Annotated in this window: 24 protein-coding genes; 17 read left to right on the top strand and 7 right to left on the bottom strand. The window is 42.0% G+C overall.

Annotated elements, in window-relative coordinates:
* The first annotated feature begins 13 nt into the window (after positions 1-13).
* Genes ribD through K1F36_RS05915 form a run of 4 tightly spaced genes read left to right on the top strand, consistent with a single transcriptional unit; the run spans position 14 to position 3,139 of the window.
* Positions 14-1,066 (top strand): bifunctional diaminohydroxyphosphoribosylaminopyrimidine deaminase/5-amino-6-(5-phosphoribosylamino)uracil reductase RibD, encoded by a 1,053-nt coding sequence (gene ribD / locus K1F36_RS05930; protein WP_220112978.1) that lies wholly within the window; start codon positions 14-16, stop codon positions 1,064-1,066.
* Entirely contained in the window at positions 1,059-1,661 is a 603-nt protein-coding gene (locus tag K1F36_RS05925; protein ID WP_220112977.1) for an HAD family hydrolase, read from the top strand. Before ribD ends, K1F36_RS05925 begins: the two co-directional genes overlap by 8 nt.
* A complete protein-coding gene (locus K1F36_RS05920) occupies positions 1,662-2,525 on the top strand; it encodes an EamA family transporter (protein ID WP_220112976.1) in 864 nt (287 codons plus the stop codon).
* Positions 2,525-3,139 (top strand): IMPACT family protein, encoded by a 615-nt coding sequence (locus tag K1F36_RS05915; protein WP_220112975.1) that lies wholly within the window; start codon positions 2,525-2,527, stop codon positions 3,137-3,139. The genes K1F36_RS05920 and K1F36_RS05915 overlap by 1 nt, the downstream gene beginning before the upstream one ends.
* Before the next feature lie 180 nt (positions 3,140-3,319).
* On the opposite strand, the gene K1F36_RS05910 is transcribed toward K1F36_RS05915, so the two are convergent.
* A complete protein-coding gene (locus tag K1F36_RS05910) occupies positions 3,320-3,718 on the bottom strand; it encodes an acyl-CoA thioesterase (RefSeq protein WP_220112974.1) in 399 nt (132 codons plus the stop codon).
* Between the two features lie 202 nt (positions 3,719-3,920).
* On the opposite strand from K1F36_RS05910, the gene dnaA reads away from it, so the two are divergent.
* The 3 genes from dnaA to K1F36_RS05895 are packed head-to-tail and all read left to right on the top strand — an operon-like array spanning position 3,921 to position 6,547.
* Positions 3,921-5,345: a chromosomal replication initiator protein DnaA gene (gene dnaA, locus K1F36_RS05905; protein ID WP_166248312.1), complete on the top strand. Its 1,425-nt coding sequence runs from the start codon at positions 3,921-3,923 to the stop codon at positions 5,343-5,345.
* 16 nt (positions 5,346-5,361) lie between these two features.
* Entirely contained in the window at positions 5,362-5,814 is a 453-nt protein-coding gene (locus K1F36_RS05900; protein ID WP_220112973.1) for a low molecular weight protein-tyrosine-phosphatase, read from the top strand.
* Positions 5,815-5,818: 4 nt separating this feature from the next.
* Positions 5,819-6,547, top strand: a complete 729-nt coding sequence (locus K1F36_RS05895; RefSeq protein WP_220112972.1) for an SAM-dependent methyltransferase — start codon at positions 5,819-5,821, stop codon at positions 6,545-6,547.
* A 46-nt stretch (positions 6,548-6,593) separates the two neighbouring features.
* On the opposite strand, the gene K1F36_RS05890 is transcribed toward K1F36_RS05895, so the two are convergent.
* From K1F36_RS05890 to dapF, 4 genes are all read right to left on the bottom strand, one after another.
* Positions 6,594-7,238: a hypothetical protein gene (locus tag K1F36_RS05890; RefSeq protein WP_220112971.1), complete on the bottom strand. Its 645-nt coding sequence runs from the start codon at positions 7,236-7,238 to the stop codon at positions 6,594-6,596.
* Between the two features lie 160 nt (positions 7,239-7,398).
* Positions 7,399-8,442 (bottom strand): endolytic transglycosylase MltG, encoded by a 1,044-nt coding sequence (mltG, locus tag K1F36_RS05885; protein ID WP_220112970.1) that lies wholly within the window; start codon positions 8,440-8,442, stop codon positions 7,399-7,401.
* Positions 8,432-8,965: a GNAT family N-acetyltransferase gene (locus tag K1F36_RS05880; protein WP_220112969.1), complete on the bottom strand. Its 534-nt coding sequence runs from the start codon at positions 8,963-8,965 to the stop codon at positions 8,432-8,434. The genes mltG and K1F36_RS05880 overlap by 11 nt, the downstream gene beginning before the upstream one ends.
* On the bottom strand, positions 8,953-9,735 hold the full coding sequence (gene dapF, locus K1F36_RS05875) for a diaminopimelate epimerase (protein WP_220112968.1): 783 nt from the start codon (positions 9,733-9,735) through the stop codon (positions 8,953-8,955). Before dapF ends, K1F36_RS05880 begins: the two co-directional genes overlap by 13 nt.
* A 134-nt stretch (positions 9,736-9,869) precedes the next feature.
* Here dapF and K1F36_RS05870 point away from each other — a divergent pair, with 134 nt between their 5' ends.
* From K1F36_RS05870 to K1F36_RS05835, 8 genes are all read left to right on the top strand, one after another.
* Positions 9,870-11,270 carry a S1C family serine protease gene (locus tag K1F36_RS05870; RefSeq protein WP_220112967.1) on the top strand — a complete coding sequence of 467 codons (1,401 nt, stop codon included), beginning with the start codon at positions 9,870-9,872 and terminating at the stop codon, positions 11,268-11,270.
* A gap of 129 nt (positions 11,271-11,399) precedes the next feature.
* Positions 11,400-12,848: a glyceraldehyde-3-phosphate dehydrogenase gene (locus K1F36_RS05865; protein ID WP_220112966.1), complete on the top strand. Its 1,449-nt coding sequence runs from the start codon at positions 11,400-11,402 to the stop codon at positions 12,846-12,848.
* Positions 12,849-12,955: 107 nt separating this feature from the next.
* A complete protein-coding gene (locus tag K1F36_RS05860) occupies positions 12,956-13,561 on the top strand; it encodes a tRNA (guanine-N1)-methyltransferase (protein WP_220112965.1) in 606 nt (201 codons plus the stop codon).
* Between the two features lie 97 nt (positions 13,562-13,658).
* Positions 13,659-14,336 carry a tRNA (guanosine(37)-N1)-methyltransferase TrmD gene (gene trmD, locus K1F36_RS05855; protein ID WP_220112964.1) on the top strand — a complete coding sequence of 226 codons (678 nt, stop codon included), beginning with the start codon at positions 13,659-13,661 and terminating at the stop codon, positions 14,334-14,336.
* 121 nt (positions 14,337-14,457) lie between these two features.
* Positions 14,458-14,808 carry a 50S ribosomal protein L19 gene (gene rplS, locus K1F36_RS05850; RefSeq protein WP_014031354.1) on the top strand — a complete coding sequence of 117 codons (351 nt, stop codon included), beginning with the start codon at positions 14,458-14,460 and terminating at the stop codon, positions 14,806-14,808.
* 623 nt (positions 14,809-15,431) lie between these two features.
* Entirely contained in the window at positions 15,432-17,651 is a 2,220-nt protein-coding gene (locus K1F36_RS05845; protein ID WP_220112963.1) for an NADP-dependent isocitrate dehydrogenase, read from the top strand.
* A gap of 146 nt (positions 17,652-17,797) precedes the next feature.
* Positions 17,798-20,173: a TonB-dependent receptor gene (locus K1F36_RS05840; protein WP_220112962.1), complete on the top strand. Its 2,376-nt coding sequence runs from the start codon at positions 17,798-17,800 to the stop codon at positions 20,171-20,173.
* 4 nt (positions 20,174-20,177) lie between these two features.
* Positions 20,178-21,071: a DUF4249 family protein gene (locus K1F36_RS05835; RefSeq protein WP_220112961.1), complete on the top strand. Its 894-nt coding sequence runs from the start codon at positions 20,178-20,180 to the stop codon at positions 21,069-21,071.
* Between the two features lie 6 nt (positions 21,072-21,077).
* Here the strand turns inward: K1F36_RS05835 and K1F36_RS05830 are convergent, their stop codons facing one another.
* On the bottom strand, positions 21,078-22,397 hold the full coding sequence (locus K1F36_RS05830; protein WP_220112960.1) for a GntP family permease: 1,320 nt from the start codon (positions 22,395-22,397) through the stop codon (positions 21,078-21,080).
* Between the two features lie 57 nt (positions 22,398-22,454).
* On the opposite strand from K1F36_RS05830, the gene K1F36_RS05825 reads away from it, so the two are divergent.
* Entirely contained in the window at positions 22,455-22,691 is a 237-nt protein-coding gene (locus tag K1F36_RS05825) for a DUF6095 family protein (protein ID WP_220112959.1), read from the top strand.
* Here K1F36_RS05825 and K1F36_RS05820 read toward each other — a convergent pair.
* Positions 22,688-23,407: a DUF4294 domain-containing protein gene (locus tag K1F36_RS05820; protein ID WP_220113082.1), complete on the bottom strand. Its 720-nt coding sequence runs from the start codon at positions 23,405-23,407 to the stop codon at positions 22,688-22,690. The two genes, K1F36_RS05825 and K1F36_RS05820, sit on opposite strands and share 4 nt — an antisense overlap.
* 102 nt (positions 23,408-23,509) lie before the next feature.
* On the opposite strand from K1F36_RS05820, the gene K1F36_RS05815 reads away from it, so the two are divergent.
* Positions 23,510-24,598 carry a M42 family metallopeptidase gene (locus tag K1F36_RS05815; RefSeq protein WP_220112958.1) on the top strand — a complete coding sequence of 363 codons (1,089 nt, stop codon included), beginning with the start codon at positions 23,510-23,512 and terminating at the stop codon, positions 24,596-24,598.
* Positions 24,599-24,628: the final 30 nt, after the last annotated feature.

Here is a 24,628-nt window from a genome sequence, read left to right as displayed (position 1 = left end):
CTATTTTTGCGGGGTGAATATACATCAAAAATACATCCTTCGCTGCATTGAACTGGCCAAAAAAGGACTTGGAACCACGGCCCCAAACCCTATGGTGGGATGTGTGATCGTTCACAACGACAAAATTATTGGTGAAGGTTTTACAAGTCCCTACGGAGGGCCTCATGCTGAGGTAAATGCCATTAATTCCGTAAAGGATAAGGGTTTGCTCAAAGAAGCATCCCTTTATGTGACCTTAGAACCTTGTTCCCATTTTGGAAAAACACCTCCTTGTGCTGATTTGATTGCAAAACACCGAATCAAAGAGGTTTTTATTGGCTTGAAGGATCCACACGATAAGGTAGCTGGCGAGGGCATCAAAAAATTGGAGGATGCGGGCTGCAAGGTCACGGTGGGAATCCTGGAGGATGAATGTAGGGAACACCACAAACGTTTTTTGACGTTTCAGGAGAAAAATCGTCCTTACATTATATTAAAATGGGCGGAGTCCGATGACGGTTTTTTGGCACCGGACGCCGCTGTACGAAGTAATAATCCAGAACCTTTTTGGATTACGAATTCCCATTCCAAACAGTTAGTGCACCAATGGCGAAGCCAAGAACAGGCCATTTTGGTCGGAACCAATACCGTTTTGGAGGACAATCCCAAGTTAACAACACGGAATTGGACAGGTAAAGACCCTATTCGGGTGGTTTTGGACAAGGATTTGAAGATTGATTCGAGCTACCATATTTTGGATACTTCTGTCAGGACCATTGTTCTGACGGAGGTAGAAGATGCATCAAAATATATAAGAGGTATTGATTATGGTGTGATCGATTTTTCTCAGAATACAGCACAAAAAATCTGTGATGTACTGCATCAACAAAACATTACCAGCGTGATTATTGAAGGTGGTGCAAAAACGCTTCAAACTTTTATCGATGAAAACTTATGGGACGAAGCTCGGATATTTAAGGGCGCTATTTCTTTCAAAAATGGATTGCGAGTGCCCACATTACAGGGTACTTTACAACATCAAACCCAAATACTGACCGATACTTTATCTTTTTATAGGAATGATTAAAAATATTATCCTCGATTTTGGCGATGTACTCATCAACCTGGACAAACCTGCTACGGCAAAGGCTATGGTGCAGCACGGCTTTTCCGAAGTGACCCCGAACTTGGAAAGTCTGTTTCAGGATTACGAGAAAGGATTGATCGCTTCTTCGGATTTTTTGGATGAAGTGTCCGCACATTTCCCCAAGGCCTCTAGGGAGTATTTATTACAGGCTTGGAATTCCATCCTATTGGATTTTCCCGAGCACCGATTGGAGTTTATTGAACAGCTTGCAGCGGAAAATCAATATAAGATGCTATTGTTGAGCAACACCAACGAACTGCACATGGATCGTGTTAAGGAACAAATGGGCACGGAAGGGTTCAACAGGTTCAAAAATGCTTTTGATGTATTTTATCTGAGCTACGAAATGGGGATGCGCAAACCTGACTCGGAGATTTTCAACTTTGTTTTGGAAGAGAACCAGCTAACCCCCGAAGAGACCTTTTTTGTAGACGATGTTAAGGAGAATACAGATTCCGCAGCCTCTTTGGGAATACATATCTGGAATCTACAGGTGGGCAAAGAGGATGTAACCCAACTAAAATCAAGACTGTAAATGGTATACCTTCTTCTTAGTGTTCTGAGCTCGACTTTGATTTTTGTGGCCTTTAAATTGTTCGATGTCTTTAAAATCCAGACACTTTATGCCATCATTACCAATTATGTGGTTGCGTGCGCAGTTGGTTTCTTTTTATATGATGGTCCCGTTAGCGTGAGCGATCTCGCCCATAAACCTTGGTTGATCGGCCCTATATTATTAGGAGTACTTTTTATTGTGATATTTAATCTGATGGCCCGTACGGCACAAGTCTCTGGGGTTTCGGTAGCCTCGGTGGCCACCAAGATGTCGTTGGCCATTCCTGTGATCATGGGTGTTTTGCTGTACGGCGAACGTTTAAGTGCTATACAGATAATCGGGATTGTTTTGGCCCTGGTCGCCGTGTATTTGGCCTCCATAAAAGAGAAAAGCATCAAGATTGCCCGAAAGGCACTTATGCTACCTTTACTGGTGTTTTTGGGATCGGGCGTAATCGATACCAGCATTCAGTATTTTGAGGAAGTTCATTTGACCGATGAGGAAATTCCCGTGTTCTCTTCCATGGTCTTTGGATTTGCAGCCTTAACTGGATTTATATTTATTGGAGTGAAAGCGGTAAAAACTCCATTGAAAGTCAACCTAAAAAATATTTTGGGAGGCATCGCTCTTGGTGTGCCCAATTATTTTTCTATTTATTTTTTGCTTCGTGCCCTGCGTGAGGGCATTTTGAGCAGCGCCGCCATCTTTACATTAAACAACGTTGCGATTGTAATGGTCTCCACGCTCGTCGGAATATTATTGTTTAAAGAGAAGCTCAGTCTTAAAAATTGGAGCGGTGTCCTGTTGGCCGTTTTGAGCATAATATTGGTAGCTTTGTTCTGATGGAGAAAAAAGAAGATGTTTACAGGACCGTCACCAAACCTTCACCAGAGATTTTATATAAGGACCGAAAGAGCAAATTTTATGCCGAGGTCCATCCCATTGCTTCGGAAGATGACGTAAAACCGATTGTAGAGGAACTCCGAAAAAAATACCATACGGCCAATCACGTTTGCTACGCTTGGCAATTGGGAACCGAAAACCCAACATACAGGGCCAATGATGATGGCGAGCCCAACAATTCCGCTGGGATGCCCATTTATGGACAAATACAATCTTTTAATGTGACCAATGTATTAATTACCGTCACTAGAATCTTCGGGGGCACCAAACTTGGGGTCGGCGGATTGATTCAAGCCTACAAAGCTGCTGCGCAAATGGCTTTGGAAAACGCCAAGATTGTAAAGAAAATCATTAAAGCACAAATGCGTTTGCAATTTGAGTACCCGGTTATGGATATAGTTATGCGAACCATCAAGCAGAAAGATTTGGAGATTGCTTCCCAGAAAATGGAATTGGATTGCGAGCTGATTATTTCGGTCCGATTAAGTGAATCCGAAGAAGTTTTTCAACTTTTCGATGAAATGCACGGTGTTGATGTGATTATGCTCGATTGATTGGGTCAAGACCGCTTTGGTGTTGGATAAAAGACCGCTGCGCTGCTAGACATAAGAACAAACACTCCCGTCTCCTGACTCCTGACTCCTGACTCCTGACTCCTGACTCCTGACTCCTGACTCCTGACTCCTGACTCCTGACTCCTGACTCCTGACTCCTGACTCCTGACTCATAAAAAATCAATCTTCCAATTTCTCCAAGATATAATCAGGACATTTTATGGGGCGTCCCGCTTTTTTGTCCATAAAGGCTAAAACCGTGTTTGCGGTTGCCAATAACTCCCCTTCTTCGTTCAAAAGATCATAATCAAATTCAATTTTAACCAAGGGTTTTGACTTTAATTTGGTACGCACGGTCAACAAATCATCATAAACCGCAGACTTTTTGTAGTCAATATGTAAAGAAATTACGGGCAACATTATCCCGTTATCTTCCATGCTTTTGTAAGTGATTCCCATGGCCCTTAACCACTCCACTCGACCCATTTCAAAATACTGTGCGTAGTTTCCATGATAAACAACCCCCATTTGGTCGGTTTCTGCATACCGAACCCGAAAAGAATATGAATTTAGACCCATTTTTAACTGAAAAATTATATATTTAGTGGCTTGCTTATTTTGAGGGTAACATGCGAAAAAAAAACAAAACTTTCAATGACAAATTGATTTTTTTTTTAAAAGAATTGTTCACATATTTGTCGCATCCAATGAGCATCTTGTAACCCTTTAGATGCTTGCTCTTAAGTATTAAAGCTAACCATTAAAACAAGGAAAAACTTCTATGAGTGCTACTGCTAATTCCGTATGGAACAACTGTTTGGCTTTTATCCAAGATAACATCCAACCGCAGGCATTCAAAACATGGTTTGAACCCATTAAGCCTATAAAATTGACAGATAAGGCACTGAGCATTCAAGTGCCCAGCAAGTTTTTCTACGAATGGCTCGAAGAACATTATGTAAAGCTCCTTAAAGTTGCCATGACCCGTGAATTGGGCAGCAATGCCAAGTTGATCTACGTTATAAAAATGGAGAACAAATACGGTAACAAGGAACCTTTTACGGAACAGATTCCAAGTTCTAACCGTACCGCTGTGGGACCGCAAGAATTGGATGTGCCGATTACCTCCAAAAGTCCAGAGCTTAAAAATCCATTTGTGATTCCCGGTATTCGAAACATCAAAATTGAATCCCAGTTAAATCCCAATTATAATTTCGATAATTTTCTGGAAGGCGACTCCAACCGTTTGGCAAGGTCGGCCGGTATGGCCGTGGCCAACAAACCGGGAGGAACATCCTTTAACCCATTATTGGTTTTCGGTGGAGTTGGTTTGGGAAAGACCCACTTGGCCCACGCCATTGGTGTTGAAATAAAAGACAAGTATCCGGAAAAGACCGTACTCTATATTTCTGCGGAGAAATTCACCCAACAATATATAGAGTCGGTAAAAAAGAATACTCGAAACGATTTCATCCACTTTTACCAGTTGATAGACGTACTTATCATTGATGATGTACAATTTCTATCCGGAAAATCTGGTACACAGGACGTTTTCTTCCATATTTTCAACCACTTGCACCAAAATGGCAAGCAGGTAATTTTAACATCGGACAAAGCTCCTGTGGATATGCAGGACATTGAGCAGCGTTTGCTTTCCCGTTTTAAATGGGGACTGTCCGCAGAACTGCAAAGCCCCGATTACGAAACCCGCGTATCCATCTTAAAGAACAAATTGTACCGTGATGGGGTTGAAATGCCCGATGACATCATTGATCACGTGGCCAAGAACATCAAGACCAATATCCGTGAACTGGAAGGTGCCATCATTTCATTGATAGCGCAATCCTCTTTCAATAAACGCGAAGTTACTTTGGAACTGGCCCAACAAGTAGTGGAAAAGTTCGTGAAAAACACCAAGCGCGAAGTATCCATCGACTACATCCAAAAAGTAGTATCGGATTACTTCGAGATGGATGTGGCCACGCTTCAATCCAAAACAAGAAAACGCCACATTGTACAGGCAAGACAATTGGCCATGTTCTTTGCAAAGAAATTCACCAAGGCTTCTTTGGCGAGCATCGGTTCACAAATTGGAAAGCGTGATCACGCGACCGTACTGCATGCATGCAAAACGGTGGACAATCTTGCGGAGACCGATAAACAATTCAGAAAGTACATCGAGGATTTGAGCAAGAAATTCTCTTAATTTTCACAACTCATTTATGAAAACCAAAGTTTTGATGGTCTGCTTGGGAAACATTTGCAGGTCACCTTTGGGCGAAGGCATCTTAAAATCCAAAGTTGATTCCGAAGATGTTTTTGTGGATTCCGCAGGCACCGCAGGCTATCATGTGGGCAATCCGCCCGATAAACGCTCCATTGCCGTGGCCCATAAACATGGTCTGGATATTAGCACTCAAAAGTGTAGAAAATTTTCCAAGCAAGATTTCTCCGAGTTCGATTATATTTATGTGATGGACCGCAGTAATTTTTCAGATGTCGCCGCTCTTGCTTCAAACCAAGAGGAAGCCAACAAAGTAAAATTGTTGCTGAGCGAGGTCGAACTGGGAATCAAAGAGGTTCCAGACCCCTACTACGGTGGCGAGGATGGCTTTGAAAATGTTTACCAAATGATTGACAGGGCTTGTGAGGAAATTGCGAAAAAGCTAAATTAAACCCATGGAAGAGGTAAAACCTGGTTTAGTAGTGGGTAAAATCTATTTGATTCCCACAACTTTAGGAGACAATGCTCCTTTGGAAGTCCTGCCCATTTCGGTAAAAGGGACCATAGAGCGCATTGACCACTATATCGTGGAAAATGAGAAAACGGCCAGACGTTTTATAAAACGGGTAAGCCCGAGCAAATCGCAACCTGATTTACATTTACAATCCCTGAATAAATACACCAATCCTGAGGAAATTCCCGGTTTTTTAGACCCCTGTATTCATGGACATGATATTGGCATTTTGTCCGAAGCTGGGTGTCCGGGCATTGCCGACCCAGGAGCCGATGTAGTTCGTGTTGCGCATCAAAAAAGAATACAAGTGGTACCGCTGGTGGGCCCCTCCTCTATTTTAATGGCCATGATGAGCAGTGGCATGAACGGCCAGAACTTTGCTTTCAATGGTTATTTGCCCATCGATAATGCAGAGCGCAAAAAAATGGTGAAGAGCTTGGAACGATTATCCCGTGAAAAAGGGCAGTCCCAAATTTTTATGGAAACCCCTTACCGCAACAATAAATTGGTAAAGGAACTTATAAAAACATTACAGAAATCAACCCGACTGTGTATTGCATGCGATATTACGTTACCCACAGAGTTTATCTCCACAAAAAGCGCCCATGAATGGAGCGAAATAGAGATAGATCTGGACAAAAGACCAACAATATATATTATTCAAGCATAAAAAAGCCCCGAATTTCGGGGCTTTCTTGTTTTACATCATGCCGTAGTTATACTTTGGCATTTTTCTGTTGCTTGATATTGGAAATATCATAGCCCGCAAATTTTTTCATATAGTACGAGATATTACTTCCGTAAGCATCAGTTACATCGTTTTGTCCATAAGATCGTAGATACTTTTTGACGTTACCTGCTCCAGCCAAATGGGCCGCAGCCAAAATACCGGATTCAGTTACTTTGATTCCTCCGATAGTTTTTCCGTTGAAGCGCTTGATATCCCTTCTCAAAATCCATTTGTTACGGGCAATATTGGCCATAAAGGCCTTTTCCTGAAGTTCTGGATTGTCCAAAAATTCATCCATATCGTAAACTCCCATCAAATTTAATGTGCTGCTACCAAACTGGTATTTGCCCAAATAACCCAATGTATTTACTCTTTGATACTTGCCTTGGGATTCTTTAAAAGCAAGCGCTTCTTTAAAGCCATTGAAAGCTTTACCCAGAAAAGGAGGTGTTACCTCGTCCTCGTCAAGAAGTGGTATGGAATCCAATGGTGCAAAGAATTCCAAATTGGTCGTAACCTTCAATGAATCGGGAATTTCAACATTCCCTCTTTTCATTATGGTATATGAACCAAAACTTGTCAAAACTACGATCATGGCAAGATGTAGTATAAAACCTATCCATCTTTTCATAATGTTCATATTTGTGATCTCGATACTATATACGTATCAAAAATCAATTTGGCCGGCAAATATAGATGGAGATAAGTTAAAGGGCACCCTAAAGCTCATAAAGATTTCTTAAATCAGGCTTAAAATACGTTAAATGGATGAAAATCAACGATAAAGAACCTTATCTCAGAACTTTTTGTTGATTCAACCATCGGGTGTATTGTACCTTATTTCGGTTGTGTTGCGCCAAAGATTTGGCAAACATATGGTATCCGAAGTTGGAAACGTCGGCCACAAAATAAAGATAATCGTGTTTTTCAGGGTTCAAAACCGCATCGATTGAAGTAATGTCCGGCATGGTTATCGGACCTGGTGGAACACCTGCATATTTATAGGTATTGTAAGGTGAATCCATTTCCAAATCACGAAAAAGGACTCTTTTAATAATGGTGTCGTAATTGCCCGTTTCCTTTTTGATGGCGTAGATCACGGTGGGGTCGGCCTGAAGCAACATTCCTTTTCGGATTCGATTCAGGTACACGCCCGCCACTCGCGGACGCTCATCTACCTTGGCGGTTTCTTTCTGTACTATGGCTGCCAAAGCGGTAACCTCATTGGGAGTCAACCCAAGGTTTTTTGCCTTTTGCAAACGGTCACTGTTCCAGAAGCGTTCGTATTCCGTCCGCATTCTATCCCTAAAACTTTTAGCGTCGGTATTCCAGAAAAATTCATAGGTATTTGGAATGTACATCGCCAGTTTGGTATCCTCATCAAACTTTGTTTCCTTCAAAAACTCAGGATCATTGAATGTTTGAAGCAATTCTAAACTATCTGCTTCTATCTGCTCTGAGACTCTTCCCGCCAGCAATGCCAGCGATTCTTGATTATTAAATGATACTTGAACAGGTAAGTTGGCGCTCCGAAGGGTATTGATAATCTCATTATTGTTCATCCCTTTTTTGAGAGCGTATTTGCCTGCTTTTATATTGGTGATATACCCTTTACGCTTGGCGACGGCCTCAAAAGTCGACAAATCTTGCAACAAAGGTTCCAATGAAGTTTTTACATCACTGAACGATGCATCCGTTTCAATGTAAACAAAGGCTTCATCATTATTGAACTGGGTATTGGGACTAAAAATGGCACTGTAAATTTGATAGGCAATAAAACCGCAGATCAACAATCCGAGGACGGCCGTTGCCCAAAGTACTTTCTTAAGATTCATTTGTATTGATCTTTTGATACATTATTTCGTTCTTGAACCCTTGGTTGGTTCTTATCCATTCCTTTTTAACGCCGATTTCTTCGAATCCCATTTTTTGAAACAAATGGATACTCGCCTCATTATCCTCCAAAATATTGGCGTAGAGTTGATGCATGTCCAAAGCTGAAAATGCATAATCGCACAAAAGCGACAAGGCTTCTGCACCAGCACCTTTATTGCGGTCGCCGGGCTCTACGATTATAATTCCAATGCCGGCACGGCGGTTTTTGGGGTCAAAATCGAACAAATCGATTAACCCAATGCACTCATCTTGATTGTTACTGATACACAATCGTAATTGCTTCACATCATAAATATCCCTGTGGGCATTGTCCAAATACAATTGCAGCACCTTTTTGGAGTAAGGTTTTAGCGTACCGCTCAGTTCCCATACCGATGTATCGTTTTCCAATCTATACAGAAAATCTAGGTCAGTGGGCTCCAATGCCCGCAAATAAATGTGTTGTCCCTTTAGATTGAGCATTCGATGGTTCCTTTAAACACTTGTATGGCTGGGCCTTTTAAAAAGACATTGCTGTATTTCCCCTCCTTTTTCTCAAAAGAAATGGTCAAATCCCCCCCGATGGTATGGATATGTACCTCGTTCGCGGCGGTTTTACCTGATTCGTGCATGGCCAGGGCCACAGCGGTCACCCCTGTGCCACAGGAAAAGGTCTCCCCCTCCACTCCTCTTTCGTAGGTACGTACATCAAAGGCATTGTCGCTGGTCTGTTCCACAAAATTGATATTGCTTCCAGATGCCCCATAAATTCCGTAGCGGAGTTTTTTGCCTTCCTTTTGTACATCAAACTGCTTTAGCTCCTTTACTAGTTGCACATGATGTGGGGAGCCAGTATCCAAAAAACTATGGTTTTGTTTCTCGTGTATCTTATCCACATCAATCATCTTTAAATTTACGATGTCGCCTTCTACGGTAGCTTTATGAAGACCATCTACTGCATTAAAGGTGGTCTTTTCTTCTATCACTCCCAAATAATGGGCAAACGCTACCAAGCAGCGACCTCCATTGCCACACATAGTGCTTTCGGCTCCATCTGCATTATAGTAAACCATCTTAAAATCAGACACATTGTCATTTTCGAGCAGAATCAAACCGTCCGCTCCAATGCCAAATCTTCGGTCACAAAGCTCCGCTACAAGCTTGGTATTGTTTTTGGGAAATATATCCTGACGATTGTCGATAATTACAAAATCGTTTCCCGTTCCTTGATATTTAAAAAACTGTAGTTCCATGATTATCTACAAAGGAACAAATATACGGGGTTTTTTAAGGTTTTTTTTGGAGTTAAAACAGCGTTAAACCGACTTAGCCAAAAATTGAAAACTTTTAATTTTGATAAAGCTTAATGTTAAATTGTTAATGAATTATGAAGAAAATAGCTAGTTTATTCCTTGTATCCGTATTTGCAGGTGCAATTACGCTTGGAGCTTACAAATTATTTTTTGAGAAAGAAAGCTATAAATGGGTCACTACGCAAGAGGAAACACCTTTTGTAACCACGAGTAATCTGGAAACTTCCGCCAGTGGGGCAGGTATCAACGAGGTTGATTTTACCTCTGCGGCCGAAAAAACGGTGAATTCCGTGGTACACGTAAAAAATATGACCATGAGCAGTAGGGGGCCGTCCAGTATTGCCGAGTTCTTCTATGGGTATGAACGTAAATCGACCCCACAGGTAGGAACTGGTTCCGGAGTGATTATTTCTCCAGATGGTTACATAGTGACCAATAATCACGTAATCGCCAACTCGAGCCAACTGGAAGTGGTATTGAACAACAACAAATCATATGAGGCCGAAGTAATCGGAACCGACGCCGACTCGGACATCGCCCTTTTAAAGATAGATGCCGAAGATGCTCTTCCCTATTTGGCTTTTGGGGATTCCGACAATGCGAAAATTGGCGAGTGGGTACTTGCCGTTGGCAACCCCTTTAACCTTACCTCTACCGTAACTGCTGGAATAGTGAGTGCCAAAGCACGGTCACTTTCCCCAACCGGCGCACAATCCTTTATACAGACCGATGCCGCGGTCAACCCGGGAAACAGTGGTGGCGCTTTGGTGAACACCAATGGTGATCTTATAGGCATAAACACCGCCATCACCTCGCAAACAGGCTCCTACGTAGGCTATGCCTTTGCGGTTCCCAGTAATATTGCCAAAAAGGTAGTGGAGGATATTATGGAGTTCGGTAATGTCCAAAAAGGACTGTTGGGTATTTCCGCTGCAAATACCAGGTCTCCACAAGCTATTGAAATGGGGCTCGATGAACTTGAAGGTGTTTATGTGGCAGGCGTGGAAGAAGAGTCCGGCGCCGATGAGGCCGGTTTAATGCAAGGTGACGTCATTAAAAAAGTGGATAATGTCAATATTGGCAAGTTCTCTGAACTTACAGGGTATTTAAATTCCAAAAGGCCCGGAGATGTGGTACAAGTAACATTGGACCGAGATGGCGAAAATTTGGTAAAAAATGTAACCTTGAAAAAACAGAACAGCATTATTCTACCAGCTACTTCTTTTAAGGTGAAAAACTTGACCAAAGAAGACAAAAAGAAATTTGGCGTATCCAAAGGCGTTAAGATTATTGATGTTCCCCAAGGTTACTCCCGATATGGTTTGACCAACAAGGTCATCATTGAATTGGATGGTGAACCCATCAATAATATTGATGATGCCAAGCAACTTTTTGGCCAATTGTCCCGATATGGACGAACCAGTTTCACCATGATCAATGAAGATGGTGAAAAAGAACACATGATACTTCAGTAAAAAGTGCTGAAAAAACACTTAAAAGCGTCTTTAAAAAGGCGCTTTTTTTATACCCTTTATGTTTTACGAAAACGTTTGAAATATATAATTTAGCCACGAAATTAATCATCACAACCGCAACCATCATCCATGAACAACAATTTATCTTACGAAAAAGAACTTGCCTTTCAGGCAGATAGACGTAAAGCCACTACCGAATTCATAAAGATCATAAGCGACCTTTGGTACGACAAGGCTATCGAAGTGGTTCTCTTCAAAAATCAAATCATCGACAAGAATGTAAGCGACATCATCAACCTACACGAATATGCGGTTGAGTTTGTTCAAAAGCCTATGTCTATTTTTGATTCCGTGGAGATTCTACGGGCCATCAACGACCTTAACCTCCCTCCTGCCAAACTCGATATCGGCAAATTGACCTACGAGTACAATTCCAGCCAGAACGCCCATTTAAATGTAAAGGCCTTTGTTATCGATAAACTAAAGGGCGCCCAAACCTCCAAAGCCATAAATCCAAAAGATGTGGTGCTGTATGGTTTTGGACGCATTGGACGTTTGGTAGCGCGCGAACTTATGGCCAAAACAGGCCGAGGAAGTCAGTTACGATTGCGTGCCATTGTAGTCCGCGGCGAAATGAACAGGGAAGTTTTGGAAAAAAGAGCCGCACTCCTTAAGACCGATTCGGTTCACGGACCTTTTACCGGAACTGTTGATGTTGATATGGAAAAGCAAGCACTTATCATTAATGGTACAACCGTAAAAATCATCAATGCCAATCAACCCGAAGATATCGATTACACCCAATACGGCATCCAAAACGCCTTGATTATCGATAACACCGGTGCCTTTAGGGACAACAAGGAACTATCTCGACATCTGAAATCAAAAGGGGCCAGCAAGGTGTTGTTGACCGCCCCGGGAAAAGAGGTTCCTAATATTGTACACGGGGTAAACCACAAGGATTTTGACCCGGACAAGACAAAAATATACTCTGCTGCGTCATGCACTACGAACGCCATTACCCCTATCCTAAAGGTCATCGAGGATTCCCTGGGCATTAAAAAAGGGCATTTGGAGACCATCCACGCCTATACCAATGACCAGAATTTGGTGGACAATATGCACAATAAGTACCGTCGTGGCCGTGCGGCCGCACTTAATATGGTGATTACGGAAACAGGTGCAGGGTCGGCAGTTGCCAAAGCATTGCCATCGCTAAAGGGAAAACTGACCTCGAACGCCATAAGGGTTCCCGTACCCAATGGGTCACTTGCCATCCTAAACTTAGAGGTCAAAAACAAAACCTCAAAAGAGGGCATTGATACCATCATTAAAAAATATGCATTGGAAGGTGATTTGGTGGAGCAGATAAAGTATGCGCTGAGCAACGAATTGGTATCTTCGGACATTGTAGGCACCACGGCGCCATCAATTTATGACAGCAAGGCCACAATTGTTGCTCCCGGCGGAAAAAATGTGGTATTGTATATTTGGTACGATAACGAGTATGGTTATTCGCATCAAGTTGTGCGATTGGCAAAATATATCGCAAAAGTTAGGCGTTATACGTATTATTAGTGGGGCACGAATTGTTCTTTGAACTGATTTTCTTTTTTTAAATTAGGTATATTGATGTAATTTCGCTCCACCCTTAATCTAAATTTAATACGAGAACATTATTGAACATGAAGCATTTACGCATTTTATTTGCCTTAGCCTTACTAATTCCTGTCCTATCCGTCCATGCCCAGGAAGATGAATCAACCGAAGAAACTGATAACACCCTTAGGGGGCAGTTTGAAGAATTGGAACGTAAGTCGGGCAATTATCGGGCCAATGGTATCCAATATGAGGTGGTCAAGATAACCGACCTATACAAAACGAAAGATAACGTTTTTGATTCCATCGATACAGCGAATAAGACCATCAAGGACTTGTCGGCTACCATTACCGCAAATGATGCCGAAATAGAGGACCTGAACGGAAAACTGCAAGAAACGACCAATAAATTGAACAGTGTTACCGAAGAAAAAGACAGTATTTCCTTCTTTGGCCTGTTGATAAGCAAAGGAACCTACAACTTTATATTGTGGTCCATTATTTTTGGACTGTTGTTGCTTCTTTTGTTCTTTATATATCGATTTAGAAATAGCAACTTTTTGACGCAGCAGGCCAAATCTGCGCTTGCCGAGTTGGAAGATGAGTATCAAAATCATAGGAGAAGAGCTCTTGAACGCGAGCAGAAAATAAGTCGACAGTTACAGGACGAACTGAACAAGCAGAAAAAATAAGAATTAAGGCTTCCATTTCGGAAGCCTTTCTTTTATATAGCAGTTATTGCCTGCATTCACTATTTTTGCGGCAAATCAATACACAACACCAATGTCCATGCGGATAGACATTATCACCGTACTTCCCGAACTTCTAAAAAGCCCTTTCGAAGCATCAATACTAAAACGGGCCATAGAAAAGGGTTTGGTAGAGGTGCACCTTCATAATTTGAGAGATTACACCACCGGAAATTATAAGCAGGTGGACGACTACCAATTTGGCGGTGGAGCCGGGATGGTGATGATGATAGAACCCATCGATAAATGCATTTCCCAATTAAAAGCGGAAAGGGAGTATGACGAAGTCATTTATATGACACCCGATGGCAATACCTTAAACCAGGGAATGGCCAATGAAATTTCCATGAAAAAAAACATTATTGTGCTTTGCGGACATTATAAAGGTGTCGACCAACGGGTGAGGGACATGTTCGTGACCCGTGAAATTTCCATTGGCGACTATGTGCTTTCTGGTGGTGAACTCGCCGCTGCTATTTTGTGCGATGCGGTAATTCGATTGCTTCCAGGAGTATTGAACGATGAAACCTCTGCCCTGACCGATACGTTTCAGGACAATCTATTGGCTCCGCCCGTATATACTCGACCTGCGGAATATAAAGGAATGGAAGTTCCAAAAATCCTGTTGAGCGGTAACTTTCCAAAAATTGAGAAATGGCGGGAGCAACAAGCCTTGGAACGTACTCAAGAAAGAAGACCCGACCTTTTGGAAAAATAAATCAAAAAGGTAAAAAACAGCTTGTAATTTCTAAATAATAGATTACTTTTGCAATCTCAAAATCAACCTCTGACGAAATCCGTGTAAGTTGATCTTGCAAAAAACATTAAAAAACATACAAATGGAATCCTTAATAAAATTTGTTGAAGACGAATTTGTTCCAAAAAAAGAATTTCCAAAATTCTCAGCTGGTGACACCATCACTGTGTATTACGAAATCAAGGAAGGTGAAAAAACTCGTACCCAGTTCTTTAAAGGTGTAGTAATACAACGTAGAGGAAGCGGTGCAACAGAAACTTTTACTATCCGCAAAATGTCCGGTACTGTAGGTGTGGAAAGAATTTTCCCAGTAAACATGCCCGCTTTGCAAAGAGTAGAAGTAAACAAAAAAGGTAAAGTACGTAGATCCAGAATCTTCTACTTTAGAGGTCTTACCGGTAAAAAGGCCCGTATTAAAGAAGTTAAAGGATAATCCAAATCCTGAACAAACTGAAAAAGCACCCGAAATCGGGTGCTTTTTTTTATGAACAATTGTTAATAACCATGGTTCATATCGTGTTGATTTTTAATCCTTTATAAACTTGCAAAATCTGGTTTTCTGTTCTATTTTAGACGAAGATATGATTGCGATACCATCACAATGATATTGATTTAAAGTTGACGTTCTTTAAAACTGTGGATTCCCTTTTAATTGGTAACACTACTGATCACAAAAGGAATTTTGACTTGGGAGGTGCTTTGGCAAAACCCAATGAAAAATAATAGATTTTATGTGCGAATGGAAGAGCAATTTTCCATTTTGATAAAATTTAGGAATGTAACAGTATACTTTGCTAAATGTAGATTAGTTGAAAAATTAAGAGCATGGCAGAGCAAACGTCGAAAGGGCAAAAGATGTAATCAAATAGGTTACAGTTTTGGTACCACCAAACAAATCTTGAGTCCATTCTGAAAGCCATCTCCTTGGTAAAAACGAGGAAATGGCTTTTGTTTTTTAACAAATTATCACCAAAAACCCACACTTTTAGTCACTTCCGTTCGTACTTCACCGTCCATATATCGTATATTTGCAACCGCTCAAACAAATACATATAAATGGCTAAACTTTATTATACCAAAACAGACGAGGCACCCGCCTTAGCAACATTATCCTTCTTACCCATTGTAAAATCATTCACCGAAACCGCCAATATTACCGTAGAGACCAAGGACATTTCTTTGGCCGGTAGAATTGCTGCCGTGTTTCCCGAATTGTTGACCAAGGAACAGCAAATACCAGACGATTTGTCCATTTTGGGCGAACTTGCCAAGACCCCAGAGGCCAACATCATAAAACTTCCGAATATCAGTGCTTCCATACCACAGTTAAAAGAAGCCATTGAGGAATTACAAAAAAAGGGGTATAACCTTCCCAATTACCCCGACGAACCTAAAACCGACGAGGAAAAAGCCATCAAGGCCAAATATGATAAGATAAAAGGTAGCGCCGTAAACCCAGTACTCCGTGAAGGGAACTCGGACAGACGTGCTCCAAAAGCAGTAAAAAATTACGCAAAGGCGCATCCGCATACGATGGGCGAATGGTCTTCGGATTCGAAGACCCATGTGGCCACCATGTCCCACGGAGACTTTAAATCCAACGAAAAATCGCTGACACTGTCCAATGCGGACGAAATACGTATCGAATTGGTAGGTTCAGACGGCAGCACAACCGTGCTAAAAGACAAGCTGGCTCTTCTGAAAGGTGAGGTTGTCGATGCAACTGTAATGAGTAAAAAAGCATTGGTGGAATTCTTGACCAAAGAAATTGCAGATGCAAGGGAAAAGGGCATCTTGCTTTCCTTGCACTTTAAAGCCACCATGATGAAGGTTTCCGACCCCATCATTTTTGGACATGCTTTGGAAGTCTACTTTTCCGAACTGTTCAAAAATTATAGTGACACTTTCGAAAAATTGGGAATCAATCCTAACGATGGATTGGAGACCCTTTTTGATAAGATCGGCAAATTGCCCGAAGACCAGCATAAAGAAATCGAGGCGGCCATCAAGGCAAGTATCGAAAACGGACCAGATTTGGCCATGGTGAATTCCGATAAAGGCATTACAAACCTTCACGTACCAAGTGATGTGATCATCGATGCATCCATGCCCGCCATGATCAGAAACTCTGGTAAAATGTGGGACAAGAACGGTGAGCTTCAAGACACCAAGGCCATTATTCCGGACAGTAGTTACGCTGGCGTATATCAGGCCACTATAGATTTTTGTAAAGAACACGGTGCTTTCGACCCTACGACCATGGGAACCGTTCCCAACGTAGGTTTGATGGCCCAGAAGGCCGAAGAATATGGCTCCCACGATAAAACCTTCGAAATAGAAAAAGCCGGAACGGTAAAAGTGGTAAATGCCGCTGGCGAAACACTCATAGAGCACGCCGTGGAAGAAGGCGACATTTGGAGAATGTGCCAAGTGAAGGATGCCCCGGTTCAAGATTGGGTAAAATTGGCCGTTTCAAGAGCGAGGGCAACAGGCACCCCGGCCGTTTTCTGGTTAGATGAAAACAGGGCGCATGATGCCGAATTAATCAAAAAAGTAGAAGTTTACCTAAAAGACCACGATACATCTGGATTGGACATCAGGATTCTTTCCCCTATCGAAGCTACCAAGTTCACCTTGAAGCGCATGAAGGAAGGAAAAGATACCATCTCCGTGTCCGGTAACGTATTGCGGGATTATTTGACCGACCTCTTCCCTATTTTGGAAGTTGGAACCAGTGCAAAAATGTTGTCCATTGTTCCTTTGATGAACGGTGGAGGATTGTTCGAGACCGGTGCAGGTGGCTCAGCTCCCAAGCACGTAGAGCAATTTTTGGAAGAAGGTCACTTGAGATGGGATTCCCTTGGTGAATTCCTGGCATTGGCCGTGTCATTGGAATTCTTTGGAGAAAAGAACAATAACCAAAAAGCACAGGTGCTTGCCGATGCGTTGGACAAGGCAACCGAAGAATTCTTGAACCAGGACAGGTCACCATCCAGAAAGGTAAACGAAATAGATACCCGTGGAAGCCACTTCTACCTTGCCTTGTACTGGGCAGAGCAATTGGCCAAACAAGACAAGGATAGGGAACTAAAAACCATATTCGGCAAAGTTTATGAGGCAATGTCAGCTAACGAAGCGAAAATTACCCAAGAATTTATAGATGCGCAAGGTTCGCCAGTGGATATTGGAGGATACTATCTCCCAGATCCAGAAATGGCTTCAAAGGCTATGCGCCCCAGTTCAACCTTGAACAGTATTTTGGATTCCATTGGATAATCAAAATAAACATAAATGTAGAGTAAAAGGCGGCCCTGAATTGGCTGCCTTTTGTTTTATCCTATAATAATGTTAAAATAATCTTAGGTAGCTACATTCGTTTTTTCACTGCCCGATAAATGTGTACTTTTAAAAAAATCAATCGAATGCCCAGACATTATCTTGCATTTTTGCTAGCCCTGTTTTGGCATTTTTTTGTAATTCAGGCCCAAGAGAGGTACACCCTGAGCGGCACAATCTTCGAAGCATCCAGTAACGAATCGTTGATAGGTGTTACAGTGGCCGTTTCGGAGTTAAAAACCGGGACAACCACCAACGAGTACGGTTTTTATTCCATAACGCTTCCAGAGGGAGAATATCAAATCATAGTGAGCTATCTGGGTTTTCAGGAAATTGTACAGACCATTACTCTGAACAAAAATGTGAAGCTAGATTTCAATTTGACCGAAAAAACGGAAGAACTTCAAGAGGTCGTGGTAACGGACAATGTGGAAAAACTGGATATCCGCAAACCCCAAATGAGCGTTACTTCGTTGACTTCCAGTACTATAAAGGAGATTCCCGTAGTGCTGGGTGAATCCGATGTTATAAAATCGTTATTACTTTTACCTGGTGTTACGAGTGCAGGAGAGGCATCTTCTGGATTTAATGTTCGCGGTGGCGCTGCAGACCAAAACCTTATCCTACTGGATGAGGCCACCGTCTTCAATTCATCGCACTTGTTCGGCTTCTTTTCCGTATTCAATCCGGACGCAATAAAGGATGTAAAACTCTTTAAGGGCGGAATCCCGGCAAGATACGGTGGAAGGGTCTCCTCCGTGCTCGATATCTTTCAAAAAGAAGGGAACAGCAAAGAATTTAAAGTAAACGGAGGTATTGGGGCAGTCGCGAGCAGATTATTGATAGAGGGTCCCATTCAAAAGGACAAAACTTCTTTTCTAGCCGGCGGTAGGGCGTCCTATGCACATCTCTTTCTTCCTCTGTTTGATATAGACAATAAGGCCTATTTCTATGATCTTAACACCAAAATTACGCACAGAATCAATGAAAATAACAGTGTTTTCCTATCCGGATACTTTGGCAGGGATCTTTTTAATGTAAGCGACCGTTTTGTAAACGAATATGGAAATGCAGTGGGTAATTTGAGATGGAACCACCTTTTTTCCGATAAGCTTTTCTCCAACCTTTCACTTATTTATTCTGATTACTATTATGGCCTAGAGCTTGATTTTGTGGGTTTTGAGTGGAACTCTGGCATCCAAAACTTTAACCTTAAGTACGATCTAAAACACTACTTGAACAACAAACTCCAGTTGAATTACGGAATCAACAGCATCTATTATGTATTCAATCCAGGGAAAATAGTGCCCAACAGTCCCGATTCCGGTATCGTTGAAGATCAGCTCACCAAAAAATACGCTAACGAAAATGCTGCTTACATTGATGTTGAACACGAAATCACAGAAAACCTGAGTATAGAATATGGATTAAGGGCTAGTCAGTTCAGCAGGTTTGGGCAGGACGAGTTCTTTGTTTATGCCGATGACAATCCTGTGGATTTTGACCCTTTTACCCAAACCTATGGAGAAGCGAACCCCATAGACACCATTAATCCTGGCCGGAGCGAAACCATGAAATCATTTTTTAATCTGGAGCCAAGGATTTCCATGTCCTATACGTTTAAAGAAAATAACTCCATAAAGGCCAGTTACACCCGATTGGCGCAATACTTACACCTGATTTCCAATACAAACTCCCCCACCCCTTTGGATGTATGGACACCGAGCGGCCCATTTGTGGAGCCACAGCTTCTGGACCAATATGCCGTCGGATATTTCAGAAATATAAAAGAAGGGGTATACAGTTTGGAGGCAGAAACATTCTATAAGACCATCCAAAATAGAATAGATTATATTGACGGTGCCAACCTTATTGCCAATGATGCCATAGAGCAAGTTATATTGAACGGAGAAGCAAGGGCCTACGGTTTGGAGCTTTTGCTTCGCAAAAATGAAGGTCGATTTACAGGTTGGTTGGCCTACACCCTATCGAAATCTGAGCAAAGGGCTCCTGGAAGAACCACTTTAGAAACCGGAATCAATATGGGAGAATGGTACAATACCCCGTATGACAAAAGCCACGATCTTTCTGTTTATGGAAGTTTTGAGCTTAATGAAAAGTGGAGCTTCAATGCGAATTTTATCTATCAAACCGGACAACCCACCAACTATCCAGTAGGTCAATTTGAATTTGAAGATATGACAGTTCCATACTATGGGCTACGGAACGAAGAACGCCTACCAGATTATCACAGATTGGATATTTCTGCCATTTTGACCCCAAAACGAAATAAGCGGAAGAAAATTCAATCCGAATGGGTATTCAGTATTTACAATGCGTACAGTCGCAAAAATGCCGCATCCATAAACTTTAGGGAAAATGAGGACACGGGCAGGAACGAAGCCATTCGGACATCTATTTTTGGAATCATCCCTTCCGTAACCTATAATTTTAAATTTTAACGGCATGAAAAAGTTATTGGCATATCTATTTATTGCGCTAATATTCGGTTCCTGTGAAGATGTTGTTGATGTAGATTTGTCGGAAACGGAATCTAAATTAGTGGTAGATGGACTTTTGCGTGTGGATAAGGAACAGGAATTCATAAATGTGCGCATAGGCCTTAAGGCCAGCAGTATTTTTTTCGAAGAAAATCAACCCGTGCAGGCAGAGAGCGTCATGATATCTTATGGCCAGTTGAACAGTGAAGGCACCTTCGATAATGTATCTACATCATCTTTGGTGGAAGAAATACCTGACTCCGGAATTTATATCCCGGACCCGAATTTGCCTACGGACCAACGAATACCCTCTTCGGCCGCTGAACTGGGAACCGTTTTTATATTAGAAATCAATTATCAGGATAGATACTACTTTGCCCAAACAGAATACGTACCGACCGTACCTTTGGATAATCTGGAACAAGGAGACGAAGTCTTTTTCGATGAAGATCAAACTGAAATCATCGTAACCTTCACGGACGATGGCGAAGCGGACAATTTTTATGTGTTCGATTTTATGTTCGGTGAATTTCAAACGGTTGAGGACGAATTTTTTCAAGGACAACAATTCCAGTTTTCCTTTTTCTATGATGACAAGACCGAACCTGGTGACCACGTAACGGTCAGCATTTTAGGGGCAACACAAGGTTTTTACAATTATATGGACCTGGTGCTGGAGCAAACAGGAAATGGCGGAGGGCCTTTTCAAACACCCGTCGCAACGGTACGCGGCAATGTTTTTGATATTACAGGGGCGGAGAACGTTACCGTAATCGATGATGTGGAGAATCCCAATGATTTTGCCCTAGGTTACTTTGCCGTAGTGCAAGAATATAAAAGGAGTCTTATTATTGAATAGCGGCTTCTAGACAAAAGCGTAGATCATCAAAATCATCAAAATACCAACAACACCCTGGACCAAGGTTCCCAACGTATGTCCACGCAACGCTGTTTTAACCTTCATATTGGAAAACTGTGAAACTACCCAAAAATAACTATCGTTGATATGTGACACCGTCATGGCCCCTGCTCCTATTGCAAGAACAGCCAAGGCCTTATCTGTAATGGAAACCAAACCAAAGGTTTCCAACAGAGGTGCAACGATGGCAGATGTGGTAATAATGGCAACGGTTGACGACCCCTGGGCCGTTTTGAGCACTGCTGAAACCGCAAAAGCTATCAAAAGACCACCAACTCCTGTGCTGGACTCCAAATTAATGATGGATGCAATATCCATAGTTCTCAGAATAGCACCAAATGCCCCTCCTGCTCCAGTAATCAGTACAATTGCTCCTGCTTGCTTGAAGGCTTCGGGCACCCAATCCTTTTTCTCTTCCGAAGGAACTTTTCTACCCAACGCAAAAGCAAAGAAAACCCCGATCAACAAGGCAATTACGGGACTGCCCAAAAAACCTAAAACAGAGAAGGCCCAACCATCTCCCAACGGATGGGTCGGGTAATCTGCAACGGACTTCAATGCTATCAAAATTATCGGTACCAATAAGGGCAAAAAGGCTTGAAAAGGTTTTACCGTAGATGGAACTTCCTCTTTGGTTTCCGCAGTTTCCAAAGTCTCATCTTCCTGCAATGATTTTCCGATGAACCTTGCCCAAAAATATCCAGAAATGGAAACGGGTATGGCGACCAAAAGCCCGAATATCAGCACCATTCCCAAATCTGCATCCAAAATGGCGGCAGCGGCCAAAGGCCCGGGTGTCGGTGGCACAAACACGTGAGCGGAATATAACCCTGTGGCCAATGCAATGGCAAAAACAAGCACGGGAATACCCGTTTTTTTACTGATGGCTTTATTTAATGAGGAAAGTATGATGTAGCCCGAATCGCAATACACGGGGATTGAAATAACAAAACCCGCCAAGTTCATTGCCAAAGGTGAACGCTTTAGGCCTATTATCCCCAAGATACTATTGGCCAACACCTGTGTACTTCCCGTTCTTTCCAAATAAATACCGATTACCGTACCAAAGGCTATGACAAGTCCTATTCCGGAAAGCGTATTTCCAAAGCCCTCCACCATGGTGGACATGATGCTTTTTGGCGCCATGCCCAAGAAAAAACCAGAAGCTATTGCTGCTATGGTCAGCGAAAAGATGGGATGCATTTTAAACTTTACGGTAGCAATGACAATGAACAGGACGACCACCCCAAGAACTAGTAATTCCATAGTTGATTTTTAGTGCAATATCCTTTAAATATAAGCTAATATTCCTACTTTGGTCCCATGAAGCGAACCAACAAGGAACTTTTGGTAAAAGGAGTAAAGTCGTTTGGCTATACCGTGCTTGCCATGTTTATGGGACCATTTTTGATCTATGAAGCATTCAAAAATGAAGGACATCCCTTTTACTGGCCCGTTTTGATTTTGGGCATTATCTGTGCCATATTGGCCATTTATTTAGGTTTTAGATCCGTTAGTATTGTGATGGATGCTGTTTTCGGTAAAAAACAGAAAGATTAATTGCCCGTCCTGGGAGGTTGGTTTTTCCATTTATTGGAAAGTTGGGCATAATCATAATCCAAAACAGATTTTTGCCGCTCCAACCTATTGGCCGCAAAGGCTCGTTGCAATATATCCTCTATCAAATAATCCTCATGCACTTCTACAGGACGAAACTCTTCCTTTAAACTGATCTTGAACAAACTCGCGGTGGTATTGTACCAAAAGGCGCGCCATCCGCTGCGGAGTTCTTTTACCAAGTCGAAAGCGGTCTCCCCTGTTTGTCTATGGATCAATTTCACCAAAATCTGTCCTTCGGTACGGGTAAGTTTCTTTAACTCTTCGGAAAACTCACCCTCGATATATTTTTGGACCTTACGGGTATATTTTCTCTGATGCCTGGGTTTTTTGATGAGCTTTAAGCTGTCGTTCAGTTCCACCAGTCGTTCAGCCGCCAGCTTGGCGTAGGGATATACTTTTAAGGTTTTTCTGCGAAGAATATAGTAGCGTAGCTTGTCTTCCCGGCTGGCAAAGTCCAATTCACCAAATATATACACCTCTTCAAGCTCAATGGAACTCATCAAAATGGAATCCCCTTCGAACCTAATATAGTAGTCCTCTATGGAATCATTGGCAATCGAATCCATTGGTGTTTTAATAGAGTCCCCTTTCGATTCTTGGGCCCATCCGAAGCCATAAATCGTTAAGAAAATAACTAAAAAACAGATACGTAGCATCATATTTCTTTGTCAAAAGTCTTGCCAAAAGTAAGTATAAAGGTGTGATTTGGCTATTAAATAAAAGTGAATATTCTTAAGTTTGTGTTCTAAATCAGATACATGTCAAAAGAGAAAATCATCAACGAAAAATCCCTTGAGTTTTTAGAAAAATACCTGAACAATCCATCACCGACGGGTTATGAATGGGAAGGTCAAAAAATTTGGATGGACTACGTAAAACCTTATGTGGACGAGTTTATCACGGACACTTATGGTACGGCCGTAGGTGTAATTAATCCAGATGCAAAATATAGGGTGGTCATCGAAGGGCATTCCGATGAAATTTCTTGGTATGTCAACTATATTACCGATGAAGGATTGCTTTATGTAATCAGAAATGGCGGTAGTGACCATCAAATCGCCCCATCAAAATGGGTGGACATCCATACCAAAAACGGTATTGTGAAAGGTGTATTTGGATGGCCAGCTATCCATACCAGGAACAAGGAAAAAGAAGAGTCTCCCAAATTGGACAACATTTTTATCGATATTGGTGCCAAGGATAAGGAAGAAGTGGAGAAAATGGGCGTTCATGTGGGTTGTGTAATCACATATCCCGACCAATTCCATATTTTGAACAAGGACAAATTTGTTTGCCGTGCCTTGGACAACCGAATGGGTGGTTTTATGATCGCCGAAGTTGCGCGCCTGCTCAAGGAGAACAAAAAGGAACTGCCCTTTGGATTGTACATTACCAACTCGGTCCAAGAAGAAATTGGATTACGTGGTGCCGAAATGATCACACAGACCATAAAACCAAATGTTGCTATTGTTACCGACGTTTGCCATGACACCACCACTCCGATGATCAACAAAAAGACTGAGGGAGAGACCAAAATTGGCGATGGACCTGTAATTTCCTATGCCCCAGCGGTACAGAACAAACTGCGCGAACGTATTTTGGAAACTGCGGAATCCAAAAAGATTCCATTTCAGCGCAATGCATCATCTCGCTACACCGGAACTGACACGGATGCTTTTGCCTATAGTAATGGCGGCGTTGCTTCCGCTTTGATATCGTTGCCCTTGCGCTATATGCACACTACAGTGGAAACTGTTCACAAAGACGATGTGGAGAACGTTATCCGTTTGATTTACGAAACTTTATTGAACATCAAAGAAGGAGAAACTTTCAGTTATTTTGATTAATTGATTATTTTCCATCATTCCGATATTAAA

Origin of the sequence: Flagellimonas abyssi (assembly GCF_019457905.1) — a bacterium.
In the GTDB taxonomy this organism is placed as follows: Bacteria; Bacteroidota; Bacteroidia; order Flavobacteriales; family Flavobacteriaceae; genus Flagellimonas; species Flagellimonas abyssi.
This window is presented reverse-complemented; position numbering and strand designations above follow the sequence as displayed.

Coding starts and splice junctions, on each gene's coding strand:
- K1F36_RS05860 (WP_220112965.1), top strand. CDS start 12,956: ATGAAGCATTTACGCATTTTATTTGCCTTAGCCTTACTAATTCCTGTC.
- K1F36_RS05830 (WP_220112960.1), bottom strand. CDS start 22,397: ATGGAATTACTAGTTCTTGGGGTGGTCGTCCTGTTCATTGTCATTGCT.
- K1F36_RS05840 (WP_220112962.1), top strand. CDS start 17,798: ATGCCCAGACATTATCTTGCATTTTTGCTAGCCCTGTTTTGGCATTTT.
- dapF (WP_220112968.1), bottom strand. CDS start 9,735: ATGGAACTACAGTTTTTTAAATATCAAGGAACGGGAAACGATTTTGTA.
- K1F36_RS05900 (WP_220112973.1), top strand. CDS start 5,362: ATGAAAACCAAAGTTTTGATGGTCTGCTTGGGAAACATTTGCAGGTCA.
- K1F36_RS05870 (WP_220112967.1), top strand. CDS start 9,870: ATGAAGAAAATAGCTAGTTTATTCCTTGTATCCGTATTTGCAGGTGCA.
- K1F36_RS05915 (WP_220112975.1), top strand. CDS start 2,525: ATGGAGAAAAAAGAAGATGTTTACAGGACCGTCACCAAACCTTCACCA.
- K1F36_RS05890 (WP_220112971.1), bottom strand. CDS start 7,238: ATGAAAAGATGGATAGGTTTTATACTACATCTTGCCATGATCGTAGTT.
- K1F36_RS05835 (WP_220112961.1), top strand. CDS start 20,178: ATGAAAAAGTTATTGGCATATCTATTTATTGCGCTAATATTCGGTTCC.
- mltG (WP_220112970.1), bottom strand. CDS start 8,442: ATGAATCTTAAGAAAGTACTTTGGGCAACGGCCGTCCTCGGATTGTTG.
- K1F36_RS05925 (WP_220112977.1), top strand. CDS start 1,059: ATGATTAAAAATATTATCCTCGATTTTGGCGATGTACTCATCAACCTG.
- K1F36_RS05920 (WP_220112976.1), top strand. CDS start 1,662: ATGGTATACCTTCTTCTTAGTGTTCTGAGCTCGACTTTGATTTTTGTG.
- K1F36_RS05865 (WP_220112966.1), top strand. CDS start 11,400: ATGAACAACAATTTATCTTACGAAAAAGAACTTGCCTTTCAGGCAGAT.
- K1F36_RS05815 (WP_220112958.1), top strand. CDS start 23,510: ATGTCAAAAGAGAAAATCATCAACGAAAAATCCCTTGAGTTTTTAGAA.
- dnaA (WP_166248312.1), top strand. CDS start 3,921: ATGAGTGCTACTGCTAATTCCGTATGGAACAACTGTTTGGCTTTTATC.
- rplS (WP_014031354.1), top strand. CDS start 14,458: ATGGAATCCTTAATAAAATTTGTTGAAGACGAATTTGTTCCAAAAAAA.
- K1F36_RS05910 (WP_220112974.1), bottom strand. CDS start 3,718: ATGGGTCTAAATTCATATTCTTTTCGGGTTCGGTATGCAGAAACCGAC.
- K1F36_RS05825 (WP_220112959.1), top strand. CDS start 22,455: ATGAAGCGAACCAACAAGGAACTTTTGGTAAAAGGAGTAAAGTCGTTT.
- K1F36_RS05880 (WP_220112969.1), bottom strand. CDS start 8,965: ATGCTCAATCTAAAGGGACAACACATTTATTTGCGGGCATTGGAGCCC.
- K1F36_RS05845 (WP_220112963.1), top strand. CDS start 15,432: ATGGCTAAACTTTATTATACCAAAACAGACGAGGCACCCGCCTTAGCA.
- trmD (WP_220112964.1), top strand. CDS start 13,659: ATGCGGATAGACATTATCACCGTACTTCCCGAACTTCTAAAAAGCCCT.
- K1F36_RS05820 (WP_220113082.1), bottom strand. CDS start 23,407: ATGCTACGTATCTGTTTTTTAGTTATTTTCTTAACGATTTATGGCTTC.
- K1F36_RS05895 (WP_220112972.1), top strand. CDS start 5,819: ATGGAAGAGGTAAAACCTGGTTTAGTAGTGGGTAAAATCTATTTGATT.